Raw genomic sequence first — 23,080 nt, forward strand, 5'->3', positions numbered from 1 at the left:
GCGGTTACATCGCCTCCAGCTTAAACGCGCTCGGCGACGGTCCGCTCAATTGACCCTGCGTGGCGCCTTCCGCCCGCGCGATATAGCCGCGCGACTTGTCCACCTCGTTCGACAGCGCGCCGACCGTCGTCTTCATGCTGTCGAGCGCTTTCAGCTTGAACACGTCGATCGCATCCATCGTGTCGTAGATGTTCTGGAACGCGCGTTGCAGCGTCTCGAGCGGGATCGTCGCCGATGCCGCCTGTTCGTGGATCTGCGCGGTCTGCGACTTCAGCAGCTTGCCGGTCGAATCGATGATGTTTGCGGTCGTCGTGTTGAGCGCGGTGATCTGTTCGAGCACCAGCTTCTGGTTGGTCAGCGCCTGCGCCACCGTCACCGCAGTCCGCAGAGCGGACACGGTCGTGGTCGAGGCGCGATCGACGCCCTTCACGAGCTCGACATTGTTCTTCTTGACCAGATCGAGCGCGAGATAGCCCTGCACGGTGACCGCCATCTGAGTCAGCAGATCCTGCGTGCGCTGGCGCGTATAGAACAGCGCGGTCTCGCGGATCGCCTTGGCCTTGGCCGGATCGGTGTGATCGAGCTCGTTCGCTACGTCCTCGAGCTTGGCGTCCATCGTCTTCGACAAATGGATCATCTGCTCTAGCCGCCCCATCGCGCCCCACAGGTTCGCGCGCTCGGTATCGATCGCGGCATTGTCCATCAGCAGCTCGTCCTTGCCCGAGCCGAGGCTCTTCAGGATCTGCGCGATGTGAGTCTGCGACGATTTATAGCCGTCGAAATAATTGCGCATCTTGCCACCGAACGGAATGATCCCGAACAGCTTCTGCGGCGCGGTCAGATTGCCCTTCTTGCCCGGATCGAGATCCTCGACGACACGGCGCAGCTCGGCCAGATCCTTGCCGACGCCGGTTTCCTGATCCATCGCCTTGACCGGGCGATCGAGGAACCGGTTCGACTGGCCCGCCGCCTCGCGGATTTCCTTCGCGCCCATCGCGGTGATCGCATCGACCCGCTTGCCGAACTCGGGGCTGTTGACGTCCTGCGCGACCAAATCGGTGACGAACCCCGCGACGCGCTCGTCGAGCTGCGACTTCACGCCGGCATCGACGGGCACCAGCCCGGCGGCCTTGGCCGCGGCGACGGTCGGCACCGGATCGGGCGGCGTCAGTACCAGGCTCGGCTCAGTCAGCGTTTCCGGGGTCGTGGCCATCAAGTGTCTCCGTTCGGTAGCGCATGGTGGCTGCAACCCGCGCCGCGTTCAAGTGGCGTATATAGGTAACACACCGGTGTTGCCAACCCGATCGTTGGCCCGCGCCTTGAAACGCCCAAGCGGCATGGACAGCTTGGGGCCGCCATCACAGGAGTTTACCCATGCGTGCCATCGGCTATACCCAGTCGCTTCCGATCGACGATCCGCAGTCGCTCGTCGATCTCGACCTGCCCAAGCCCGAGGCGACCGGCCGCGACCTGCTCGTCGAGGTGAAGGCGGTGTCGGTAAACCCGGTCGACACCAAGATCCGCCAGCGCCGCGCGGATCCCGACGGCGCGCCGCAGGTGCTCGGCTGGGACGCGGCCGGGACCGTCGTCGCGGTCGGCGATACGGTGACGGGGTTCGCGGTCGGCGATGCCGTCTTCTACGCAGGCGCGATCGACCGGCCGGGGACCAACGCCGAATATCACCTCGTCGACGACCGCGTCGTCGGCCACAAGCCGCAGTCGCTCGACTGGGCGCAGGCGGCGGCGCTGCCGCTGACGTCGATCACCGCTTGGGAAACGCTGTTCGATCGGCTCGACGTGCGCAAGCCGGTGCCCGGTGCGGCGAACGCGATCCTGATCATCGGCGGGGCGGGCGGAGTCGGCTCGATCGCGATCCAGCTCGCGCGGCAGCTCACCGACCTGACCGTGATCGCCACCGCCTCGCGCGACGAAACGCGCAGCTGGGTCGAGGATCTCGGCGCGCATCACGTGATCGATCACCGCAAGCCGCTCGCCGAGCAGGTCGAGGCGCTCGGGCTCGGCGCGCCGGGCTTCGTCTTCTCGACGACGCATACCGACGAGCATGTCGCCGAGATCGCCACGCTGATCGCGCCGCAGGGCCGGCTCGCGCTGATCGACGATCCCGAGACACTCGATATCAGCCCGCTCAAGCAGAAGTCGATCTCGGTCCATTGGGAGCTGATGTACACGCGCTCGCTGTTCCAGACCGCGGACATGGCCGAACAGGGCCGCATCCTCGACGAGATCGCGCGGCTGGTCGACGCGGGCACGGTGAAGACGACGCTCGCGGAGAATTTCGGCCGGATCGACGCGGCGAACCTGCGCAAGGCGCACGAGCGGATCGAGAGTCATACCGCCAAGGGCAAGATCGTACTCGAGGGGTTCTAACACCTTCGTGGCAGTGATCTCTCGAGCTTCATACCACCCCGGCGAAGGCCGGGGCCCAATTGGGGAACAGTCGTAACGGCTGACAGCGCGTCATCATTGCCACCTTTCCACTTGGGCCCCGGCCTCCGCCGGGGTGAGGCGGCAGGTGCGATCCTTCTCTTCTCGTTCCCCCGCGAAGGCGGGGGCCCAGGAGCCAAGTCCGTTGCCGCTCGTGACCCTGGACCCCCGCCTTCGCGGGGGAACGGCTGTGATTTAGCGGGAGGCGATCCACTTGCCGAATGAGACTGGCGCTCTCGCCAGCACACGATACGCTACGCATCATGCTCCGCCCGCTGATCCTCGCGCTCGCGCTCCTCCCCGCGGCCGCCACGAATCGCCCGCCGCCAGCCGACCCGCTCACCGCGACGATCCACACCGAAGACGCCGACCGCTTCGCCGCGCTCTTCGCCCGGACTAAGGGCAAGCCCACCGCCGCGCAACTGAAACGCGACTATCTCGACAAGGGCAGCGTCGCGATCGGCGTCTTCACCCCCGGCCGGATCGGCGACGCCGACACGCTCGCGCGCGCGATCGCCGCCAACCCCATACGCTATGCGCAGGCGATCAAGACCTGCCTCCCCGCCGCCAAGGCCGCCACCGGCGATCTCCGGTCGATCTATCTCGGTCTCCGCGGCGCGCTCCCCGATGCGAAACTCCCGCAAGTCTATATCGTCTTCGGCGCGAACACCTCGGGCGGCACTGCCAAGCCCGGCGCCCAAGTGCTCGGCCTCGAAGTCCTCTGCCGCATCTCCCCGACCCCGGAGAAATTGCGTCAGACGCTCCGTCATTTCTTCGCGCACGAGACGGTGCACGCGATCCAGGAGGATGCCGGCATGACGCTCGCCCGCGACCCCCTGCTCACCGCGATCCTCGTCGAGGGCGCCGCCGACTTCATCGCCCAGCTCGTCACCGGCGAGGAACCCGACACCGCTCGCGCCGCCTGGGCCGCACCCCGCGAGGCGGACCTCTGGCGCCAAATGCAAGCCGACATCGCGCTCACCCGCAGCCTGACCGACAAGGACAACCCGGACGAGGGCTCGCCCGAAGCCAAGGCCTATGCCCGCTGGATCGGCAACTACTCCACGCCCCCCGCCGGCTGGCCGCCCGAGCTCGGCTATTGGATGGGGCTGCGAATCTGGCAGCGTTATTACGCCGCCGCGCCCGACAAACACGCCGCGCTAAGGGCGATGCTGGCGGTTCGCGATCCGCGTGTCATTCTCGCCGCCGGAGCCTATAGGCGTCGCTGAACCACGCCTCGCTCCGTCATCCTGACGAAAGTCAGGACCCAGAGCCACGCGGGGCGCCGTTTGTTACCCTGGGTCCTGACTTTCGTCAGGATGACGGGACGGCTTGTGAGTCCCCAAACCCGCCCGGTCTTCCCGCGGCGCAACAATTACGCTATGGCGCGCGCCAACCCCGTTCCTCGTTTCAAGAGAATACATTCATGAGCCTCCGCAACGTGGCGATCATTGCGCACGTCGATCACGGCAAGACGACGCTGGTCGACCAGCTCTTCCGCCAGTCCGGCACCTTCCGCGACAACCAGCGCGTCGAAGAGCGCGCAATGGATTCGAACGACCTCGAAAAGGAGCGTGGGATCACCATTCTCGCCAAGCCGACCTCGGTCGACTGGACGCCCCCGGGCGAGAGCGAGAGCATCCGCATCAACATCGTCGACACGCCCGGCCACGCCGATTTCGGCGGCGAAGTCGAGCGCATCCTGTCAATGGTCGACGGCGTCGTCCTGCTGGTCGATTCGTCGGAAGGCGCGATGCCGCAGACCAAGTTCGTCACCGGCAAGGCGCTGGCACTCGGCCTCAAGCCGATCGTCGTCGTCAACAAGGTCGATCGTAACGACGCGCGCATCCAGGAAGTGCTCGACGAAGTGTTCGATCTGTTCGTGTCGCTCGACGCGAATGACGACCAGCTCGATTTCCCCGTGCTCTACGCATCGGGCCGCAACGGCTATGCCTCGACCGACATGGACGCGCGCGAAGGCACGCTGATCCCGATGTTCGAGACGATCGTGAAGCACGTGCCGCCGCCCAAGGTCGAAGTCGCCGGCGTGCCCTTCACCTTCCTCGTCACGCTGCTCGATCGCGATCCGTTCCTCGGCCGCGTCCTCACCGGTCGCGTCAATTCGGGTACCGTGAAGACCAACCAGGCGATTCACGCGCTCGATAACGACGGCAAGATCATCGAGACGGGTCGTGCATCGAAGATCATGTCGTTCCGCGGCCTCGACCGCGTGCCGGTCGACGAAGCCAAGGCCGGCGACATCATCTCGCTCGCAGGTCTTTCGGTGGCCACGGTTGCCGACACGATCGCCGACATCACGGTGACCGAGCCGCTGCACGCACAGCCGATCGATCCCCCCACGCTGTCGATGCGTTTTGCCGTGAACGATTCGCCGATGGCGGGCCGCGAGGGCACCAAGGTGACGTCGCGCATGATCCGCGAGCGCCTGTTCCGCGAAGCCGAGTCGAACGTCGCCGTCAAGGTGACCGAGGCGGCCGACAAGGACAGCTTCGAAGTCGCCGGTCGTGGCGAGCTTCAGCTGGGCGTGCTGATCGAGACGATGCGCCGCGAAGGCTTCGAGCTCGGCATCTCGCGTCCGCGCGTGCTGTTCGGCGAGGACGAGGACGGCAAGAAGACCGAGCCGTACGAGACCGTCATCATCGACGTCGACGAGGAGCATTCGGGCACCGTCGTCGAGAAGATGAACATCCGTAAGGCCGAACTGACCGACATGCGTCCGTCGACCGGCGGCAAGACGCGCATCACCTTCTCGGCGCCGTCGCGCGGGATGATCGGCTATCACGGTGAATTCCTGTCCGACACGCGCGGCACGGGGATCATGAACCGGCTGTTCGAGAAGTACGGTCCGCACAAGGGCCAGATCGAAGGCCGCAAGAACGGCGTGCTGATCTCGAACGGGTCGGGCGAAGCGAACAACTACGCACTGGGTCCGCTCGAAGAGCGCGGCATCCTGTTCGTGGGCCATGGCGAGGCCCTCTATGAGGGCATGATCGTCGGCGAGAACGCCAAGCCGGACGACCTCGAGGTCAACCCGATGAAGACCAAGGCGCTGACCAACTTCCGCGCCTCGGGCGGCAAGGACGACCAGGTCCGCCTGTCCCCGCCGAAGCGCGCGACGCTGGAGCAGGCGATCGCGTATATCGACGACGACGAGATGGTCGAAGTCACGCCGAAGTCGATCCGTCTGCGCAAGCGCTTCCTCGATGCGAACGAGCGCAAGCGGGCTAGCCGGGCTAAGCAGAGCGCCTGAGGCCAGCACGGCGAAGCCGGCTGAGCCTCAGGCGCTCGGCCGGCCTCGCTCGGGCGAGGTCCGACGACGCGGCTTCGCCGCGGCGCTCTCCGTGAAACGAGAAAGAGGCCGGGGGGAAACCTCCGGCCTTTTGTTTTGTGACAAAGTCCCGAGATGCAGTTCCCCCGCGAAGGCGGGGGCCCAGGATCACAAGCGATACCGTCCGAGACCCTGGCCCCCCGCCTCCGCGGGGGAACAAGAGGGACCCGCGACCCGCCGTCACCAACCCGCCGCCCCCGCTAACCCGCGGCCCCCGTCATCCTGACTTTCGTCAGGATGACGGCGATGGAGATGGCCTACTCCCGGCCCGCCCACCCTCAGGCAGCCGTAATCCGCCCGCCGCGCTCCAGCATCTCGCCACTCGTCACGATCACCCGGTCGCCGAGCTTCACCTGCCCGAAGATCAGCTTGGCAAACGCGGTCGGCACGCCGACGCAGCCATGCGTCGCATATTTCCCGTCCATCAGCGCGCTGCCATGGATCGAGACGCCGTCGTTGGTCAGCCGCAGCATGTACGGCATCGGCGCGCCGTACAGGTTCGACACGTGATGCGCGTCCTTCTGCGTAATCGTGAACACGCCCAGCGGCGTCGGCTTCTCGTCCGCGCCATAGATCACCGCCGCCGTCCCGATCTCATAGCCCGCCCGAAAGATCGACAGCGTCTGCGCGACGAGGTCGACGGTGATCACGATCGGTCCCTCGGGCACGCCTTCGGTATCCCAGTAATAGGCCCCGTGGCGCAGCGGCTCGGGCACATCCAACACGCGCTTGACGACATAGCCGTCGGCAGGGGCCGCGACGTCGACCGGCGCAGGCTTCGGCGGCAGCGCGCGCACGGGTGCCGCGACCTGCGCCCTGGCAGCGCGTACCGGCGCCTCCGCGGCGCGCACCGTCACCGGCGACCCCGACAGGGCCAGTCCGCCGATCAGCACCGCACTGCTCGCCAGCACGGCAAAGGCGATCGCTCGCATCGTCATGGTCCTGCGCATCCCGCCTTCTATCCCTTATTCGTAAACGAAGCCCCGCGTCGCAGCTATACCGTGGGTTAACAGCCCGTTCCGACCCGGTTCAGGCCGAATCGCCTAAACTCTGAAACACGGTCGGACACTTATGCGTTTGTCCCAAGCGGACCGGGCGTAACTAGTAACGGAGTTCGAAAAAATGAACGGGTTTTTGAAGAAGGCAGGCTTGGGCGTTGCACTCGCGGCAACGGTGCTGACGGCGGCAGTGCCGGCGGATGCGCAGCGCTGGGGTCGCGGTTATGGCCGTGGCTATGGCGGCGGCTGGCACGGCCATCGTGGTGGCGGCAACGCGGCCGGTGCGGCGGTGCTGGGGGGTATCCTTGGCCTCGGCGTCGGCGCGGCAATCGCCAGCAGCAACAACCGCAACCGCTATTATGATCGCGGCTACTATAATGGCGGCTATTACGCCCCGCCGGCGGTGAACTATTACGCGCCGCCCGTGCGCACCTATTACCGCGAGGATTATCGTCCGCGGTGCTGGAACGAGTGGCGGGTCGATCCCTATTATGGCGATCGCGTCGCGGTACAGGTCTGCAGCTGACCCTCTGCAGAACGATAGACCGGCGTCGGGAGCAATCCCGGCGCCGCTTTTTTGTGGCGCGTCCCCGCCGGTTGCCGCTAGATGCGCGACCATGACCGACACGCCCAACACGCCCGAGACCGATACGCCGACCACCGCAGCGGGCGACACGCCCCCGGACCGCCTGTCGATCAATCACCGCAGCCCGTTCTTCAAGCAGGAGCTGCTCGAGCGCGGCATCGGCATCCGCTTCAAGGACGGCATCCGCCACGACGTCGAGGAATATTGCATCTCGGAAGGCTGGATCCGGGTCGCGCTCGGCAAGAAGGTCGATCGCAACGGCAACCCGCTGACGCTGAAGCTGGTCGGCCCGGTCGAGGCCTGGTTCGAGCGCCCCGCGGCAAGCGACGCCGACGAGGGCTGAGCCTGAAGAGTTCGGCGCTTAGCCCCCGAACTACCTGTTTCCCCGCGAAGGCGGGGACCCAGACTGGTCTCCCGCCCTCGCGGGAGACCACGCGCGCGCGGACAGCACCTGAAATACGGCGGCGGGCCGCTCGCCCAGACCCGTCACCCCAGCGAAAGCTGGGGTATCCCCGTTGGCTGGCATCGCGACTTGAACCGCGAGATCCCAGCGTTCGCTCGGATGACGGATGGGGCCGGGCGAAACCTATCCCGTCATCTTGGGCTCGACCCAGGATCCAGAGTTACTCACGCCACCGTCCGTAACTCTGGATCCTGACTTTCGTCAGGATGACGGAGCGCAGTTCAAGCCGCCACGCCCTCCAGGGCCTCGCTAGCCTCGAGCCACTTCGCCTCGCTCGCCTCGAGCTTGGCATTCACCTCGGCGCGACGCTTGCTGAGATCCCCCATCGACATCCGCGAAAACCGCGGCTCCGCGGTCGCCGGATCGACCATCGCGCGGTCGATCGCGTTGCGCTCCTTGGTGAACTTGGCGGTCTGCTCCTCGACCTCGCGCAGCGTCTTGCGCAGCGCCGCGTCGTTGCTCTTGGCCTCCGCCGCGGCCTTCTTGCCCGCCTTCTTGTCGGCCTTCGACGCCGCATCGCCCTTGCCGCCATCGCCCTTCAGGACGAACGCGATATAATCGTCGAGGCTGCCGTCGAATTCCTTCGCCGTCCCGTCGTCGACCAGCACCAGCCGGTCGGCGGTCAGCTCGAGCATGTGGCGGTCATGGCTGACCAGCACGACGGCGCCGGTATAGGCGTTGAGCGCCTGCACCAGTGCCTCGCGCGCATCGACGTCCAAATGGTTCGTCGGCTCATCGAGGATCAACAGATGCGGCGCATCGCGCGTGATCAGCGCGAGCGCCAGCCGTGCACGCTCGCCGCCGGAAAGCTTGCCGACCCGAGTCGTCGCCTTATCGCCCGAAAACCCGAACCGCCCGAGCTGCGCGCGCACGGCCGCCGGCGTCGCGCCCTTCATCAGGTGCGACATATGCTCGATCGGCGAGTCGGTCGGATCGAGTTCCTCGACCTGATACTGGGTGAAATACCCCACCTTCATCTTGCCCGACGACGCCATCTCGCCGTCCATCGGGGTCAGCTGTGCCGCCAGCAGCCGCGCGAGCGTGGTCTTGCCGTTGCCGTTGCGCCCGAGCAGCGCGACCCGGTCGTCGGGATCGAGCCGCATGTTGAGCCGCTTCAGGATCGGCACGTCGGCATAACCCACCGTCGCCATGTCGAGCGTGATCAACGGAGGGCGCAGCTCGGTCGGGTTGGGGAAACCGAACGACAGCGTCGGATCGTTGTAGCTCTCGGCAATCGGCTGCATCTTCGACAGCATCTTCTGGCGCGACTGCGCCTGCTTGGCGGTCGAGGCGCGCGCGCTGTTCTTGGCGATATATTCCTGCAGCTTCTCGCGCTGCACCGCCTGGTTGGCGCGCGCCGCCTCGATCTGCGCGAGCCGCTCGGCGCGCTGGCGCTCGAACGCGTCATAGCCGCCGGGATACAGCGTGATCTTGCCGCCCTGCAGATGCAGGATGTGATCGACGACGTTGTTGAGGAAATCGCGCTCATGGCTGACGACGACGATCGTCGCCTTGTAGCCCTTCAGGAAGTCCTCGAGCCACATCACCGCTTCGAGATCGAGATGGTTCGACGGTTCGTCGAGCAGCAGCAGGTCGGGCTGCGAGAACAGCAACGCGGCGAGCGCCACGCGCATCTTCCAGCCACCCGAGAAGCTGTCGAGCGTCCGCGCCTGCATGTCCTCGTCGAACCCGAGGCCGAGCAGGATCTGCGCGGCGCGCGCGGGCGCGGTGTAGGCGTCGATCGCGATCAGCCGCTCGTACACGTCGCCCAGCCGATCGGGATCCTCGCTCGTCTCGCTCTCGATCATCAGCGCGGCGCGCTCGAGATCGGCTTCGAGCACGGTTTCGAACGGCGTCTTCACGCCGTGCGGCGCTTCCTGTGCGAGGTAACCGATGCGCGCGCCCTTGGGCATGTCGGCCGAGCCGTCATCGGGTTCGAGCTGGCCTGCGATCACGCGCACCATCGTCGACTTGCCCGCGCCGTTGCGCCCGATCAGCCCGACGCGGCTGCCCGGCGGCAACGCGGCGGTGGCGCCATCGAGGATAACGCGTCCGCCCAGGCGCACCGTGATATTGTTCAGGTTCAGCATGGCGCTGCCGTTAGCAGATGCAGCATGGTTTTGCGAGAGTGGGGAAGGGGCCGCCGATCGAGCCGCGACCGATCAACCGAAAGCCCCCGTTCCCCCGCGAAGGCGGGGGCCCAGGATCACGAACGCCACCGTCCGAGACCCTGGCCCCCCGCCTCCGCGGGGGAACAAAAAGGGGCGGCTGCCATCACTGTCCCACACCCCGCACCCCGCACTCCGCACCACCCCGGCGAAGGCCGGGGTCCAGTTGGAAAGGTCGTCGTAACGGAGCACCGCCCACCGTCAGCACCATCCCCCAACTGGACCCCGGCCTCCGCCGGGGTGGTGGCGGTAGCAGGACGGCAAATCCCTAAAGCTCCCTCCCCTTCAGGGGAGGGTCGGGGTGGGGCACAGCCCCAGGCGAACCGTCCGCGGGCATGCCCCACCCCAGCCCTCCCCTGAAGGGGAGGGAGCGTGTCAGCTTTCGTCCGAAACGATCGCGTCACCCGCTCCGCTGCCGGGCCCCGCAGGCACGCTCGTCCCGACGTGAACCCGAACACCGGATACCAGCCGCGTCTGCGCTAACGTGGCACCCGCAACCGCCGCACCCGAACGCGGCAACCCCCGGTGCACGGTGACGCCGTGCGGCGAGTCGGCCGACTCCACGCCGGGGTCCGTGGCGTCCCGATTGCCGTAGTGCACGGCAACCCCCGCCACCGACGGCACCTCCGACGGCACCACCGTCGTCTCGGCGCTCGCTGTCGCATAGCGCTCAAAGGGGACGCCCGGCTCCACCCCCGCATAGGCCTGCCGGAACGTCAGCGCCCGCTCCAGCGCGCCCTGCCAGCGATAGAAGACATGCGCCCCGACCGTCCTGATCCGCGCGAGACTGGAGGCCCACCATGGCAGGATGCTCGTGGTATGAAACGAGGTCGCCGCCCCGACCGGCGCATACACGCTCCCGCCCAGCGCTGCCGCCGCGATCGCCCGCGCTCTTTCCCAGGCGCCCGGCTCCCGCACCCGCGCCATCGATCCGTCGCAGGTGAAGCTGAACTGGCACCCCGTCCGCCGCTCCGCGCCCTGATAGACGACGCCGCACACGCTGTTCGGGAAGGCGCGGTCGCGCACGCGGTTGAGCACGACCTGCGCAACAGCGCGCTGGCCGTCCTCCGACTGCGATCGCGCCTCGTAATAGACCGCCGCAGTCAGGCAGTCGGCCGCCCGGCTCGCATCGTCGCCCGAGCGCGCGGTGAGAAAGGGCGGGGCCACGAACGGTGCCGCGGCGGCGAGCGTCGCATCGGGTGCGGTGGCCGCGATCTTCGCCGAGATGTCGTCGGGCACATGCAACGCCATCCGCCCCAGCAACGCGCGCGCGTTGCGCTCGGGCTGGACACGCGCGATCGCCGCAGGCCGGTCGGCCGGCACGCACGACGTCGCCATCACCAAAGCGGGCAGGCTGATCAGCGCATGCGGATAAAGGCCGAAACCCGAAATCTTCATCCGCCCGCTCTAGGCGCGCGGGTTTAGGGACTGGTTAACGAGGGCGCGCCAGGAGGAGAGCCCCCCCCGTCATCCCGACGAAAGTCGGGACGTCGATCGCCATGGACGGACTGGGAAGGGTGCGCTCCCGACGCTCAGCCCGATCCCCCACCGTCCGTCATCCTGACGAAAGTCAGGATCCAGAGTAACGGGCGCCGCCTTCAATGGCTCTGGATCCTGACTTTCGTCAGGATGACGGGACGTGGGGGCTAGGTCACGCGCCCAACGTCAAATCAGTGAACGAACCGCGCCACCACGTCGCGATACGACCGCGACACCTTCACGCTCGCCCCCGAATTGAGCACCAGGAAGCACTCGCCATTCGTATGCGGCTTCACCTGCTTCACCAGGTCGAGGTTGACGATCGTCGAGCGATGCACGCGCTGGAACCGGCGCGGGTCGAGCCGCTTCTCCAGGTCCTTCATCGTCTCGCGCAGGATCAGCGTATTGTCGCCAGTATAGATGCACATGTAATCGCCCGCCGCATCGATCCGCTCGATCGTGTCGACGTCGACGCGGAAGATCTGCCCGCGATCCTTGATGTTGATGAGCTTCTCGAACCGGTTCGCGGACACCGCATCGCCGTCGGGCATGTCGGCCGCCGCATCGGGCGCCACGTCGGCGAGCACTTCGCGCAACCGATCGACCTCCTCGACGCCGCGCTTCTCGCTCAGCCGCTGGCGGACGCGCTCGATCGTGTCGGCAAGCCGCGATTCCTCGACCGGCTTCATCAGGTAATCGACCGCCTGCGCCTCGAACGCGCGCAAAGCGTGGTCCGAATAGGCGGTGACGAACACGAACAGCGGCGGCTCGACCTCCATCAAGCCCTGCACGACCGAGAAGCCGTCGAACCCCGGCATCTGGATATCGAGGAAGACGAGGTCGGGCTTGTGCGTCTTGATCGCACGAATCGCCTCGCGGCCGTTCGAGCATTTTTCGATGATCTCGACGTCTTCATGCGCCTGGAGGCGGAGCTCGAGCCCCTGGATAGCCAGCGGTTCGTCGTCGACGAGAATGGTACGGATGGTCATGCGGCCTCTCTGTTCACGTCTTCAAGCTGATACGGAATCTCGATCTCGACCGAGAAGCCGCCAGCGGGCGTGGAGCGGGTTTCGAAACGGTGGTCGGGGCCATATGCCTGAGCCAACCTGTCTCTAATATTAGCGAGCCCCACGCCTGTGGAATGGCTTGACCCGATCCGGCCCTCGATCAAGCCCGGACCGGTATCGGATACGGCGATCTGCACGCGTTCCCCGGCGAGCCGCACTTCGACATGGATATCGGCGCCCTCTTCCTGCGGCGTGACGGCATATTTGATCGCGTTCTCGACGAGCGGTTGCAGCAGCAGCGACGGCAGCCGCGCGCGTTCGGCGCGCGGATCGATGTCGAATTTGGGCCGCATCCGGTCCTCGAAGCGCATCTTCTCGATCTCGAGATACAGCTTCAGCTGGTCCACCTCCTGCGCGACGGTGACGTGCGCGGTCGGCTCGTTCGCCAGCGTATAGCGCAGGAACGACGACAACCGGCTGAGCATCGCGTTCGCCCGCTCGGTCTGTTTGAGCAGCACCAAGGTCGAGATCGAGTTCAGCGTGTTGAACAGGAAATGCGGGTTGAGCTGATAGCGCAGCATCGCCAGCTGCGCCGACGACGCCTGGTTCTCCAGATGCTCCATCTGGTCGATCTGCTGCTCGACGATCAGGTAGAAGTTGATCCCGAAATACAGCGCCGACCAGCCGAACAGCACGGTGAACGTCACATACACCGACCCCAGCAACCGCGTGAGCGTCACCCCCGGCGTCGACGTCGCGATGAACGAGAAGGTGAACGCGTCGAGCACCGCGTACAGGAACGTCGCCGCGGCCAGCGTCGCGATCGTCAGGAAGATCCCGACCAGCCGGTTCATTCGCCGATACTGCCCGTACATCGTCGAGAGCAGCAGCGTGATGCAATAGCCGACGATCGCCTCGACGATCACCGGGATCACCCCGTCGAGCGACAGCCCGTTTGAGATCGACACCACGCCGCGCAGCAGCAGATAGCCACTCCAGCCGACCGCCTGCAGGATCCAGAACGCCCGCGCCTTGTTCTCGAAGAACGGCCGCGCGGTGAAGGGCAGGCGCCGGGCCGAAGTCAGGGCAGACGCGCCCGGCGAAGTAGAGGGAGTAGCCATTATGGCCTGCGCTCTTACACGCCGGCACCAGACCACGCAAAAGCTGACGGATGCGGACGCGGCGGCGCCCCAAACGAAAAGGGCCGCCGCTCCCTTGCAGGAACGGCGGCCCGGTTCGACCGATAAGGTCTGGCGTAGCTTAGAACGTGAAGCGTGCGCCGATACGGATCGAGTAGAGCGACTGGTTCACATACACCTGGTCAGGCTGCGGCGAGAAGGTCGTGCTGCCGCCGACCGGCGAGTAGCGATACTGTGCGCAAGCCTGTCCGGCGTTGGTCGCCACTGCACCATAATTGCCACCGGCCGGATTGGCGGAGCCCGGTGCTACGCCCGTCGGTACCACGGCCTGCAAGCACTGCACGCGGACCACCGGGGTGTTGTACGGGAACACGTATTCGCGCTGCTGGCCCCAGTTCTTGTTCAGGAAGTTCGTGAAGTTCTCGATGTCCGCGAACAGCGTGACGCGCGAGCCGCCGACGAAAGTCGGAATTTCCTGCGCGACGTGAAGGTCGAGACGCGTGAACCACTTGGAGTTGAAGCCGTTGCGCGGCGCGGTCTTGCCACGATACTTGCCCAGCCCCGACGAGTCGATGAACGCGTTGACCGCATCGCGGACCGCCGCGCTGCTGTACGACACCTTCGCGTCGTCGAGCGTCGGCACGTACATCAGGTAGCGGTTGCCACCCGTGCCGGAGTTCGAGCTGACACCCGTGGTGCCGAACACCGACGCGCGGCCGCTGCCGTTATTGCCGAAGTCCTGGAACGTGTAGCTGAACGGATGACCGATGCGCGATTCGCCGAACAGCGCGAACGTGGTCTTATAGTCCCCGAAGAAGGCATGATCGTAGTTCACGCCGTACTTGAAGAAGTACTTAACCTGGTCGTTCGAGATGCCATAGGCCACGTTGTTCGGATCGACGAACGCACCGTTCGAATAGTTCGACCCTGCGGTCGACGAGGTGGCCGGCGCTGCGTCCTTGACGTCCTGATAGGTGAAGCTGCCGTTGATGCTCAGCCCCGAATCCCATGCCTTCTCAAGGCGTGCGACGGCGATGTACGCGCGGCCCTTGTTGGTGTTGGTCAGCAGGATGTCGGTGTTGGTGTTGGTGCTCGTCGCACCGCCATCGATCAGGTTCTGGTAGCGCTGGCGGCCGTCCGGGGTCAGCGAACCGGCGATCGGCACCGAACGGATGTCGGTGAAATACACCTGGTCGCGAACCTTCGAGTACAGAAGGTCGGCACCGAACACCCAATCGTCGCCGAGCGGGCCAAGGTTCGCGGTGTACTCGCCCGTCAGCGTGGCGCGCCACTGCGACGGGATCTTGAAGTTCGGGTCGAGTGCGTTGACCGTCGCGTTGGCCGGCGCGGAACCGCTGGTCAGGAACGTGTTGGCCGCGGTCGGCACCGACGTCCCGGTGACGCCGGTCAGCAGCGCCGCCCCGGTTGCCGCCTGCGTCGCAGCCGGAGTGCCGGCCGGGAAGCCGTTGAACCCGGTCAGGGTGCGGCTGACGCTGAACGAGTTGGTCAGGACGCCCGTGTTCGAGAAGCTGTTCGACACATAGACGTCGGGGGTGCCGCCGCCGAAGACGCCGCCGCCGCCGCGGATGCTGATACGCTGTGCAGGCTTCCAGTCGAAGCCGGCACGCGGCTGGAACAGGCCGAACCCGGAGATGTTCGCGCTGTTGTTGTTGATGTTGATGCGCTGGCCGTTGACGATCGCGCCGTTCGCATAGCGGCTGGCGAATGCAGCGCTGAGCGGCGGATTGTCGTCCATCGCATACAGGTCGTAGCGTGCACCGAAGCTGACGTTCAGCGTCGGCGTCACCTTCCACGAGTCCATCACGCCGAACGTGTAGCTCTGGTAGCCGAACTGCGCCGCGGCAGCATTGGGATCGAGTGCCGACAGCCCGTTATTGCCCACGATCGCGTTGCCGTATGCAAACGACCCCGCATTGCGGTTCTGCAGGTCGGCGATCGAGTCGAAATAATAGCTGCCCGCGCTGTTCTGCAGGAACGAGTTGAAGATCGAGACGCTCGAGACCTCGGTGAAGACGCGAACGTCATGGTCGTTCATGGTCAGGCGTGCCTGGACCAGGCCGCCCCATGTCTCGGTGCGCAATTCGTTGGTCTGGCGCGAGCTGTCCGGGCCGAACGACACGGTCCCGGCGTTGTTCTCGCAAGCGGTCGGCGAGACGGTCAGCCCTGCCGCCGCGACCGTGGCCGTCGGGTTGGTGCAGACGCGGAACTGCGCGAAGCCGCGGCCGAGCAACGGATCCTGGATACGCTTGTAGTTCTTGTAGAAGCCGCGAACTTCGGTCGAGAAGCTGTCCGACCATTCCGAGTTCAGCTGTGCGACGCCCGTGTGCAGGCGGTTGCCCTGGATATAGGCGTTGGACGCCAGGCCAAGCCCGGTCGGTGCCGTCGGGAAGGTGTTCTGCAGCTGGTTGATCGCGTCGTTCGCGTAGGTGTAGGTCAGCGACAGACGCTGCCGATCGGTGATGTTCGCATCGATCTTGGCGACGACGCGGTCGTCCTTGTCGCCGAGGTCACGCAGCACGCCGCCGGTGTTGTAGCCATAGACCGAGTTGGCGATGGCGCTGATCTGGTCGACCTGCGACTGGGTGATGCCCGGAATGCTGGTGCCGGCATTGTTGTCGGTCGGACCCTCGGCGATCGGACGGCCGCCGCGCAGGCGCTCGCCCGCGACCATGAAGAACAGCTTGTCCTTGATGATCGGGCCGGACAGCTCTGCGCCGTAGTTCTCGGTCTTGAAGTTGGGGACGCTGACGCGCAGGTCCTTGGTCTTCTTGCCGACGAACTCGTCGCGCGACTGCGAATAGAAGCCGGTGCCGTGGAATTCGTTGGTGCCCGACTTCAGCACGATGTTGATCGCGCCGCCCTGGAAATTGCCCTGGCGGACGTCATAGGGTGCAACCTGCGCCTGGAACTGGCCGATCGCATCGAGCGGGATCGGCGAACGGCGGCTGGGAAGGCCGTCGCTGTTCAGACCGAAATTGTCGCTGACCGACACACCGTCGACGGTGAAGCGGTTATAGCGCGCATTCTGGCCGGCGAACGAGACCGAACGGCCGCCCGAGGGACTGTCGTCGAGACGCGCGAACGGATCGCGACGCTCGAGATCGCGGATGTCGCGGTTGACCGAGGCGATGTTGGCGATCTCGCGGGCGTTGAGGACGGTCGTCGGCCCCTGCGAGATCGAGCGCGCATTGGGCAGGCTCGCGGCGGTCACGACGATCTCGTCAGCGCCGCCGGCGACATCGGCGGCCAGCTCGACGGGCAGGTCGAATGCCTGCGCGACGGTGATGTTGACGTCGGTGACCTGCTTGCTGCCATAGCCGGCTGCAGCGACGGAGACGGTGTAGGGGCCGCCTGGGCGAAGGCCGTTGACGTTGAACGTGCCCGACCCGTCGGTGGTTGCGGTCGAACGCGAACCCGTCGCCGAGCTCGTGATCTCGACCGTCGCGCCGTTGATCGGCGCGCCGTCGGCGGTCACGGTGCCGCGGATCGACGAGGTCGTCTCCTGTGCGGATGCCGCCATCGGAGCGACGAGCGCAACGACTGCCACACCCAGGAAAAGGTTGTTCCGCATCAGTAATTACCCCTTGTTGAGCCTGCGGCCCTGAATTTCGCGACTTCATGTCGTGTTAATCCGGCCCTGCACCGGGAATATTTCGGATATGTGACATTGGCGAGTCGGGAAGTGTCACAGACACACTCGGTCGTGTTGCGTTGCAAAATAGCAACGCAATTGGACCCATCTGCCGGGGCCGGGAACCAACGCCGCCATGAGGCGTGCGCTCGGCGTCAGCCCGCGGCGGCGACGATCTCCGCCCATTCGGCCTCGGTGATCACGCGGATGCCGAGCTCGGTGGCTTTCTTCAGCTTCGAGCCTGCGCCCGGTCCGGCGATGACCAGCCCGGTCTTGCTCGACACCGACGCCGCGACTCGCGCGCCCAGCGCTTCCGCCTGCGCCTTGGCCTCGTCGCGGCTGAGCGTCTCCAGGCTGCCGGTGAAGACGAGGATCTGCCCGGTCACCGGCGACTCGCGAGTCTCGTGCACGACGTCGGCGGGCTTCACCTCGCGCAACAGGTCGAACACGACCCGGCGGTTGTGCGGCTCGGCGCAGAAACCGATAAGCGCGCTCGCCACCTCGGGGCCGATCCCCGCAGTCTCGATTGCGCCCACCAGCAGCTTGTCGCGGCGGAGCACGAACTTCCGCTCGGGTTCGCCGATGACGGGTTCGATCTGCGAACGCAGGAAGACCGCGTGCCGCAGCACGCTGCCGAGTGCCTTGGCTGACACATAGCGTCGCGCAAGGTCGCGTGCGGTAATCTCGCCGACGTGGCGGATGCCGAGCGAGAACAGGAACCGGTCGAGCGGGATCGTCCGCTTGGTCTCGATCGCCGCGATGACCTTCGCCGCCCAGACTCGCCCGTCCTTCTTGCGCGCGGCGAGCTGCTCCTCGGTCAGCCGGAAGATATCGGCAGGCGATTCGATCAGCCCGTCGCGGAAGAACGCCTCGATCAGCGTCTGGCCGAGCCCGCCGATGTCGAACGCATGACGCGACGCGAAGTGGATCAGCCGCTCGACCCGCTGCGCCGGGCAGATCAGCCCGCCGGTGCAGCGATAGACGACCTCGCCCTCCTCGCGCTCTGCGGCGGACCCGCATTCGGGGCAGCTATGCGGGAAGACATACGCGTCGCGCTCCGCATCGGGCGTCAGATTCTCGACGATCTGCGGGATCACGTCGCCGGCGCGCTGCACCAGCACGCGGTCGCCCGGCCGCACGCCGAGTCGCTCGATCTCGTCGGCATTGTGCAGTGTCGCGTTGGTCACGACGACGCCGCCGACGGTGACGGGCGACAGCCGCGCGACCGGGGTCATTGCGCCGGTCCGCCCGACCTGGATGTCGATCCGCTCGAGCAGAGTCTGCGCGCGCTCGGCCGGAAACTTGTGCGCGATCGCCCAGCGCGGCGCCTTCGCGACCTGACCCAGCCGCGCCTGCCAGTCGAGCCGGTCGACCTTGTAGACCACGCCGTCGATGTCGAACGGCAGGTCGGCGCGCTCGGCTTCGATTTTTCGGTACACGTCGAGCGCCGCGGCCGTCCCCTCGACTCGCGCGAACCCGTCGGCGATCGGAAAGCCCCAGCCGCGCAGCGTGTCGACCACCTCGGCCTGCGTCTCACCCGGCACGACGCTCGCCTCGCCCCAGCCATGCGCGAGGAAGCGTAGCGTCCGGCTCGCGGTCACGCCTGCATCCTTCTGACGCAGCGATCCGGCAGCGGCGTTGCGCGGATTGGCGAACTGCCGCGCGTCCTTGCCCGTCTCCTCGGCCTCGGCGAGCAGGCGCGCGTTCAAGGCGGCGAAGTCGTCCTTCGCCATATACACCTCGCCGCGAACCTCGAAGACCGAAGGAATGCCCTCGCTCTCGTGTTCCCCCGCGAAGGCGGGGGCCCAGTCTGGGCCCCCGCCTTCGCGGGGGAACAAGGTCTGGGGAATGTCAGCAATGGTTCTCACATTGGCCGTCACGTCCTCGCCGACCTGCCCGTCACCCCGCGTCAGCGCCTGCACCAGCCGCCCCTCTTCATACCGCAGCGAACACGACAGCCCGTCGATCTTCGGCTCCGCGGTCAGCGCCACCGGCGCGTCGTCCGCCAGCTTCAGGAACCGGCGCACGCGCGCGACGAACTCCTCGACCTCCTCGTCCGCAAACGCATTGTCGAGGCTCATCATCGCCTTGGCATGCGCGACCTTCGCGAGATGCCCGGCAGGCGCCGCGCCCACCGTCCGGCTCGGCGAATCGGCGCGTACCGCCGCCGGAAACGCCGTCTCGATCGCCGCATTGCGCCGCACCAGCGCGTCATAGTCGGCATCGCTGATCTCGGGCGAGTCGTCGGTGTGATAGCGCGCGTTGTGATACGCGATCTGCGCGGCGAGCGCCTCCAGTTCGGTGGCGGCTTCGGTCTCGGTCGCGGGAAGGTCAGGCATCGCGCCGGGTTAGGGGAGGGGGCCACCTTTCGACAAGACCTCGATCAACATGGCGTGAACATTCGCGCGACTTGCGCGCTGACATTCCAGGACAATTTTTCGCAGGATCCGCCATCATGACCGACACCAATCGTCGCGACCTCTTCAAGGGCGCCGCCGTCACCGGCCTCGCCGCCGCCGCCGCACCCGCGTTCGCGCAAGGCCAGGCGCCGCTCGCCGATCCGCAGACGCGCTTCGTCTCGACGCCCTTCCCCGAACAGCGCCAGAAATGGCCCGCGCTCCAGCGCGACATGCGCCCGGTCCCCGATTGCGGCGAAGCCAGCTATCGCGGCTCGGGACGGCTCGCGGGCCGCAAGGCGCTGGTCACCGGCGGCGATTCGGGGATCGGTCGTGCGGCGGTGATCGCGTTCTCGCGCGAGGGCGCCGACGTCGCGATCAACTATTACCCGACCGAGGAACCCGACGCGCAGGATGTCGCCAAGCTGCTCCGCGCCGAGGGGCGCAAGGTCGTGCTGATCCCCGGCGACCTGACCGATGCGAAATTCTGCACCGACCTGATCGCGCGCGCCGCACGCGAGCTCGGCGGGCTCGACATCCTCGTCAACAACGCCGCCTATCAGCAGTCGAAGGCGTCGATCGCCGAGATCAGCGTCGAGCAGTTCGACCGGACGATGAAGACCAACGTCTATGCGATGTTCCACCTCTGCAAGGCGGCGATCCCGTTGATGAAGCCGGGCGCGTCGATCATCAACACGGGGTCGGTCAATTCGGTCGATCCGGGCAAGGAACTGCTCGATTACGCGACCACCAAGGGCGCGATCCTGATCTTCACCAAGGGACTCGCCAAGCAGCTCGGCAAGAAGGGCATCCGCGTCAACATGATCGCGCCGGGCCCCGTCTGGACGCCGCTCCAGGTCGCGGGCGGCCAGCTCCCGGGCAAGATGGGTGAGTTCGGCCAGGACACGCCGCTCGGCCGCGCCGGCCAGCCCGCCGAACTCGCGTCGCTGTTCGTGACGCTGGCGGAGACGGGCACGAGCTTCACCAGCGGCAGCGCGTTCGCAGCCACCGGCGGCAGCGGCGTGCTGTAACGCTGGCCCCCGCACGATCCTCCCCCGCAAGGGGGAGGTGGCACCGAAGGTGACGGAGGGGGTGGACACGGAGCAGACGTTATCTCGTCCTCCCCCTTCGTCTGGCAAGTGCCAGCCACCTCCCCCTGGCGGGGGAGGATCACAGACTGCAACGGCCCACTCCACCCCGGCGCTCACTCCACCCCGGCGAAGGCCGGGGCCCAATTGGAAAGGTCGTCGTAACGGAGCGATGCGCGTCGTTAAAACCGTCCCCCAATTGGGCCCCGGCCTCCGCCGGGGTGGTATTCCCTTAACGTTGCCGGACCGCCTCACCCCTTACCCAACCGCCGCAACCCCTCCGCATCCACCACCCGGATCCGCGCATAGTCCAGCGCGATCACCCCCTCGCGCTCCATCGCCTTCAGCGCCTTGTTGAGCGTCTGCCGCGACACCCCGATCATTGCGGCGATATCCTCCTGCCGCAGCGCGATTCCGTCTCCGCCAGCGGCGCGCGCCAGCCCGGCGAGCGTCCGCGCGACCCGCACCGGGATCGGCTGCGCCAGCGTGTTCATCATGAACGCGAGCGACGCACGCTGGTGCGCGCACGCCAGCAGCGCGATGTCCCACCACAATTCGGGCGTGGCGCCTGCCAACCGCCGGAACGCCTCGATCCCGATATGCAGCACGCGCGCCGCGCCGAATGCGACCGCATCGTGCGGCCTCGGCCCCGCGTCGAGCGTCGACAGCTCGCCGAACCACGTTCCCGGCCCCATCATCAGCACCACCAGCTCCGCGCCGACCGCGGGGTATCCGATCAGCCGGACCTGCCCGTCGAGCACCGCCCACAGCCCGTCGGGCGGATCGCCGACGCCGTACAGCCGAGTCCCCGCCGCGACCGTCCGAACGCTCGCCTGCGCCAGCAACAGCGCGCGGCGCGCGGCGGGCACCGCGCCGAACCACGCATCGGCTTCGAGCAGCCCGGTATCGATCGGTGCCATGACGCATCGTGTCGACCGATCGGGGAGATTGTCAATCCGGCGACATTGTCGCGCCGAGGGCCATGCTATTTCCAGCGCATAATAACAGGAGATGGATGATGGCGACCGCACTCAGGACCGAGCCGACCGTACGCGATCTGGTGTCGCCCGAGGAATGGGCGCTCCGAGTCGATCTCGCCGCCGCATACCGGCTCGTCGCGCATTATGGCTGGGACGACCTGATCTTCACGCATCTGTCCGCGCGCGTGCCCGGCCCCGAGCATCATTTCCTGATCAACCCCTACACGCACATGTTCGAGGAGATCACCGCGTCGTCGCTCGTCAAGATCGACGTCAACGGCGACAAGGTCATGGACACGCCCGCGCCGGTCAACCGCGCCGGCTTCGTGATCCACTCCGCGATCCACGCCGCGCGCGAGGATGCGGTCGCGGTGCTCCACCTGCATACCCCGCACGGCCAGGCGGTGTCGGCGATGGCGGAGGGGCTGCTCCCGCACACGCAGACCGCGATGATCGCCGGGCACGACGTCGCGTATCACGACTTCGAGGGTATCGCGACCGAGCTCGAGGAGCGCGAGCGGCTGGTCGAGGATCTCGGCACCAAGCACAGCATGATCCTGCGCAACCACGGCACGCTGACGGTCGGCGACTCGATCCCGCAGGCGTTCCTGCGCATGTATTTCCTCGAGCGCGCGTGCGAGGCGCAGGTGCTGATGCTGAGCGCCGGGCGCGAGAATCTCAACACCCCGAACCAGGGCGTGGCGGAGAAGGTCGAGGGCCAGTCGAGCGGTCCCGGCATGCGGATGCTGGCCGACGGCCTCGCCTGGCCGGCGCTGCTCCGCAAACTCGACCGGATCGACCCGAGCTTCCGCGACTGAGCCCGGGTTTTCGTCGGAGGACACTAACCAAGGCCACCACCCCGGCGAAGGCCGGGGCCCAGGTGGAAAGGTCGCTGTAACGCAGTACCGCGCTGACCAACTGCTGTTTTCCAATTGGGCCCCGGCCTCCGCCGGGGGGGCAGGGAGGGCACGATGAAGGCGATAGCTTTAATGGTGGTCATGCTCTGCGCCACGCCCGCCACGGCGCAGCAAACCCATATCTCGCCCAAACCCGCGCCCGCGATCGGCTACGACTGGAACGACGATTCGTCCGCCAACGACCGCGTCCAGCAGACTCTATGGCCCCGCTCGGACGCCAGCGCGGCCGGCCTCGACGACATGATCCACACCGAGCAATCCCCCCTCCACGCCGCGATCCGCGAAGACGGCGGCATCGGCAGCCGCGCGCTGCACGGCCTTCGCAAAGTCGGCGGCGACTCCATCGTCGTGCCGGTGCTCAAGATCCATCTCGGCCACCCGCGACACGAGATGCCCTGAGCGCCCGATCTCTT

At 66.6% G+C, this 23,080-nt stretch carries 17 protein-coding genes; 8 read left to right on the top strand and 9 right to left on the bottom strand.

All coding sequences use genetic code 11. From position 1 onward, the window contains the following. Positions 1–4: 4 nt before the first annotated feature. Positions 5–1,213 (bottom strand): toxic anion resistance protein, encoded by a 1,209-nt coding sequence (locus tag EV283_RS14265; RefSeq protein WP_130326458.1) that lies wholly within the window; start codon positions 1,211–1,213, stop codon positions 5–7. A 161-nt stretch (positions 1,214–1,374) separates the two neighbouring features. Between EV283_RS14265 and EV283_RS14270 the strand changes: the two genes are divergently transcribed. The 3 genes from EV283_RS14270 to typA all read left to right on the top strand — a co-directional run bounded on the left by EV283_RS14270 (position 1,375) and on the right by typA (position 5,716). Beyond that, positions 1,375–2,388 carry a zinc-binding alcohol dehydrogenase family protein gene (locus EV283_RS14270; RefSeq protein ID WP_130326460.1) on the top strand — a complete coding sequence of 338 codons (1,014 nt, stop codon included), beginning with the start codon at positions 1,375–1,377 and terminating at the stop codon, positions 2,386–2,388. Between the two features lie 320 nt (positions 2,389–2,708). Continuing rightward, positions 2,709–3,674, top strand: a complete 966-nt coding sequence (locus tag EV283_RS14275; RefSeq protein ID WP_242615984.1) for a DUF2268 domain-containing protein — start codon at positions 2,709–2,711, stop codon at positions 3,672–3,674. Between the two features lie 197 nt (positions 3,675–3,871). Then, entirely contained in the window at positions 3,872–5,716 is a 1,845-nt protein-coding gene (gene typA, locus EV283_RS14280; protein ID WP_130326464.1) for a translational GTPase TypA, read from the top strand. 356 nt (positions 5,717–6,072) lie between these two features. Here typA and EV283_RS14285 read toward each other — a convergent pair whose 3' ends face one another. After that, on the bottom strand, positions 6,073–6,744 hold the full coding sequence (locus EV283_RS14285) for a L,D-transpeptidase family protein (protein WP_242615985.1): 672 nt from the start codon (positions 6,742–6,744) through the stop codon (positions 6,073–6,075). A 172-nt stretch (positions 6,745–6,916) separates the two neighbouring features. Between EV283_RS14285 and EV283_RS14290 the strand changes: the two genes are divergently transcribed. Both EV283_RS14290 and EV283_RS14295 read left to right on the top strand, forming a co-directional pair. Then, complete coding sequence (locus EV283_RS14290; RefSeq protein ID WP_130326466.1) at positions 6,917–7,318, top strand: hypothetical protein; 402 nt, start codon at positions 6,917–6,919, stop codon at positions 7,316–7,318. A 91-nt stretch (positions 7,319–7,409) separates the two neighbouring features. Next, complete coding sequence (locus EV283_RS14295) at positions 7,410–7,721, top strand: DUF3297 family protein (RefSeq protein WP_056416404.1); 312 nt, start codon at positions 7,410–7,412, stop codon at positions 7,719–7,721. Between the two features lie 341 nt (positions 7,722–8,062). Here EV283_RS14295 and EV283_RS14300 read toward each other — a convergent pair whose 3' ends face one another. The 6 genes from EV283_RS14300 to ligA form a co-directional block, all read right to left on the bottom strand. Further along, complete coding sequence (locus EV283_RS14300; RefSeq protein WP_055873815.1) at positions 8,063–9,931, bottom strand: ABC-F family ATP-binding cassette domain-containing protein; 1,869 nt, start codon at positions 9,929–9,931, stop codon at positions 8,063–8,065. Positions 9,932–10,384: 453 nt separating this feature from the next. Then, complete coding sequence (locus tag EV283_RS14305; RefSeq protein ID WP_130326468.1) at positions 10,385–11,407, bottom strand: cell wall hydrolase; 1,023 nt, start codon at positions 11,405–11,407, stop codon at positions 10,385–10,387. Positions 11,408–11,679: 272 nt separating this feature from the next. Further along, complete coding sequence (locus tag EV283_RS14310; protein WP_031393111.1) at positions 11,680–12,477, bottom strand: LytTR family DNA-binding domain-containing protein; 798 nt, start codon at positions 12,475–12,477, stop codon at positions 11,680–11,682. Then, complete coding sequence (locus EV283_RS14315) at positions 12,474–13,616, bottom strand: histidine kinase (RefSeq protein ID WP_082445265.1); 1,143 nt, start codon at positions 13,614–13,616, stop codon at positions 12,474–12,476. The genes EV283_RS14310 and EV283_RS14315 overlap by 4 nt, the downstream gene beginning before the upstream one ends. A gap of 139 nt (positions 13,617–13,755) precedes the next feature. Further along, entirely contained in the window at positions 13,756–17,226 is a 3,471-nt protein-coding gene (locus tag EV283_RS14320) for a TonB-dependent receptor (protein ID WP_130326470.1), read from the bottom strand. A gap of 215 nt (positions 17,227–17,441) precedes the next feature. Next, positions 17,442–19,625 carry an NAD-dependent DNA ligase LigA gene (gene ligA, locus EV283_RS14325; protein WP_130326472.1) on the bottom strand — a complete coding sequence of 728 codons (2,184 nt, stop codon included), beginning with the start codon at positions 19,623–19,625 and terminating at the stop codon, positions 17,442–17,444. Between the two features lie 116 nt (positions 19,626–19,741). On the opposite strand from ligA, the gene EV283_RS14330 reads away from it, so the two are divergent. Beyond that, positions 19,742–20,713: an SDR family oxidoreductase gene (locus tag EV283_RS14330; protein ID WP_130326474.1), complete on the top strand. Its 972-nt coding sequence runs from the start codon at positions 19,742–19,744 to the stop codon at positions 20,711–20,713. 308 nt (positions 20,714–21,021) lie between these two features. Here EV283_RS14330 and EV283_RS14335 read toward each other — a convergent pair whose 3' ends face one another. After that, positions 21,022–21,690, bottom strand: coding sequence for a Crp/Fnr family transcriptional regulator (locus EV283_RS14335; RefSeq protein WP_130326476.1), 669 nt, complete (start codon positions 21,688–21,690; stop codon positions 21,022–21,024). A gap of 98 nt (positions 21,691–21,788) precedes the next feature. Between EV283_RS14335 and EV283_RS14340 the strand changes: the two genes are divergently transcribed. Further along, complete coding sequence (locus tag EV283_RS14340) at positions 21,789–22,568, top strand: class II aldolase/adducin family protein (RefSeq protein ID WP_130326959.1); 780 nt, start codon at positions 21,789–21,791, stop codon at positions 22,566–22,568. 153 nt (positions 22,569–22,721) lie between these two features. After that, positions 22,722–23,066 (top strand): hypothetical protein, encoded by a 345-nt coding sequence (locus EV283_RS14345; RefSeq protein WP_130326478.1) that lies wholly within the window; start codon positions 22,722–22,724, stop codon positions 23,064–23,066. Positions 23,067–23,080 lie beyond the last annotated feature (14 nt).

Source organism: Sphingomonas sp. BK036, assembly GCF_004216825.1.
Lineage (GTDB): Bacteria > Pseudomonadota > Alphaproteobacteria > Sphingomonadales > Sphingomonadaceae > Sphingomonas.

Excerpts from the sequence above, each read along its gene's own strand:
- EV283_RS14285 (WP_242615985.1), bottom strand. The coding sequence starts at position 6,744 with ATGCGCAGGACCATGACGATGCGAGCGATCGCCTTTGCCGTGCTGGCG.
- EV283_RS14295 (WP_056416404.1), top strand. The coding sequence starts at position 7,410 with ATGACCGACACGCCCAACACGCCCGAGACCGATACGCCGACCACCGCA.
- EV283_RS14315 (WP_082445265.1), bottom strand. The coding sequence starts at position 13,616 with ATGGCTACTCCCTCTACTTCGCCGGGCGCGTCTGCCCTGACTTCGGCC.
- EV283_RS14320 (WP_130326470.1), bottom strand. The coding sequence starts at position 17,226 with ATGCGGAACAACCTTTTCCTGGGTGTGGCAGTCGTTGCGCTCGTCGCT.
- EV283_RS14265 (WP_130326458.1), bottom strand. The coding sequence starts at position 1,213 with ATGGCCACGACCCCGGAAACGCTGACTGAGCCGAGCCTGGTACTGACG.
- EV283_RS14270 (WP_130326460.1), top strand. The coding sequence starts at position 1,375 with ATGCGTGCCATCGGCTATACCCAGTCGCTTCCGATCGACGATCCGCAG.
- ligA (WP_130326472.1), bottom strand. The coding sequence starts at position 19,625 with ATGCCTGACCTTCCCGCGACCGAGACCGAAGCCGCCACCGAACTGGAG.
- EV283_RS14310 (WP_031393111.1), bottom strand. The coding sequence starts at position 12,477 with ATGACCATCCGTACCATTCTCGTCGACGACGAACCGCTGGCTATCCAG.
- EV283_RS14335 (WP_130326476.1), bottom strand. The coding sequence starts at position 21,690 with ATGGCACCGATCGATACCGGGCTGCTCGAAGCCGATGCGTGGTTCGGC.
- EV283_RS14300 (WP_055873815.1), bottom strand. The coding sequence starts at position 9,931 with ATGCTGAACCTGAACAATATCACGGTGCGCCTGGGCGGACGCGTTATC.
- EV283_RS14340 (WP_130326959.1), top strand. The coding sequence starts at position 21,789 with ATGGCGACCGCACTCAGGACCGAGCCGACCGTACGCGATCTGGTGTCG.
- EV283_RS14345 (WP_130326478.1), top strand. The coding sequence starts at position 22,722 with ATGAAGGCGATAGCTTTAATGGTGGTCATGCTCTGCGCCACGCCCGCC.
- EV283_RS14290 (WP_130326466.1), top strand. The coding sequence starts at position 6,917 with ATGAACGGGTTTTTGAAGAAGGCAGGCTTGGGCGTTGCACTCGCGGCA.
- typA (WP_130326464.1), top strand. The coding sequence starts at position 3,872 with ATGAGCCTCCGCAACGTGGCGATCATTGCGCACGTCGATCACGGCAAG.
- EV283_RS14305 (WP_130326468.1), bottom strand. The coding sequence starts at position 11,407 with ATGAAGATTTCGGGTTTCGGCCTTTATCCGCATGCGCTGATCAGCCTG.
- EV283_RS14275 (WP_242615984.1), top strand. The coding sequence starts at position 2,709 with ATGCTCCGCCCGCTGATCCTCGCGCTCGCGCTCCTCCCCGCGGCCGCC.
- EV283_RS14330 (WP_130326474.1), top strand. The coding sequence starts at position 19,742 with ATGACCGACACCAATCGTCGCGACCTCTTCAAGGGCGCCGCCGTCACC.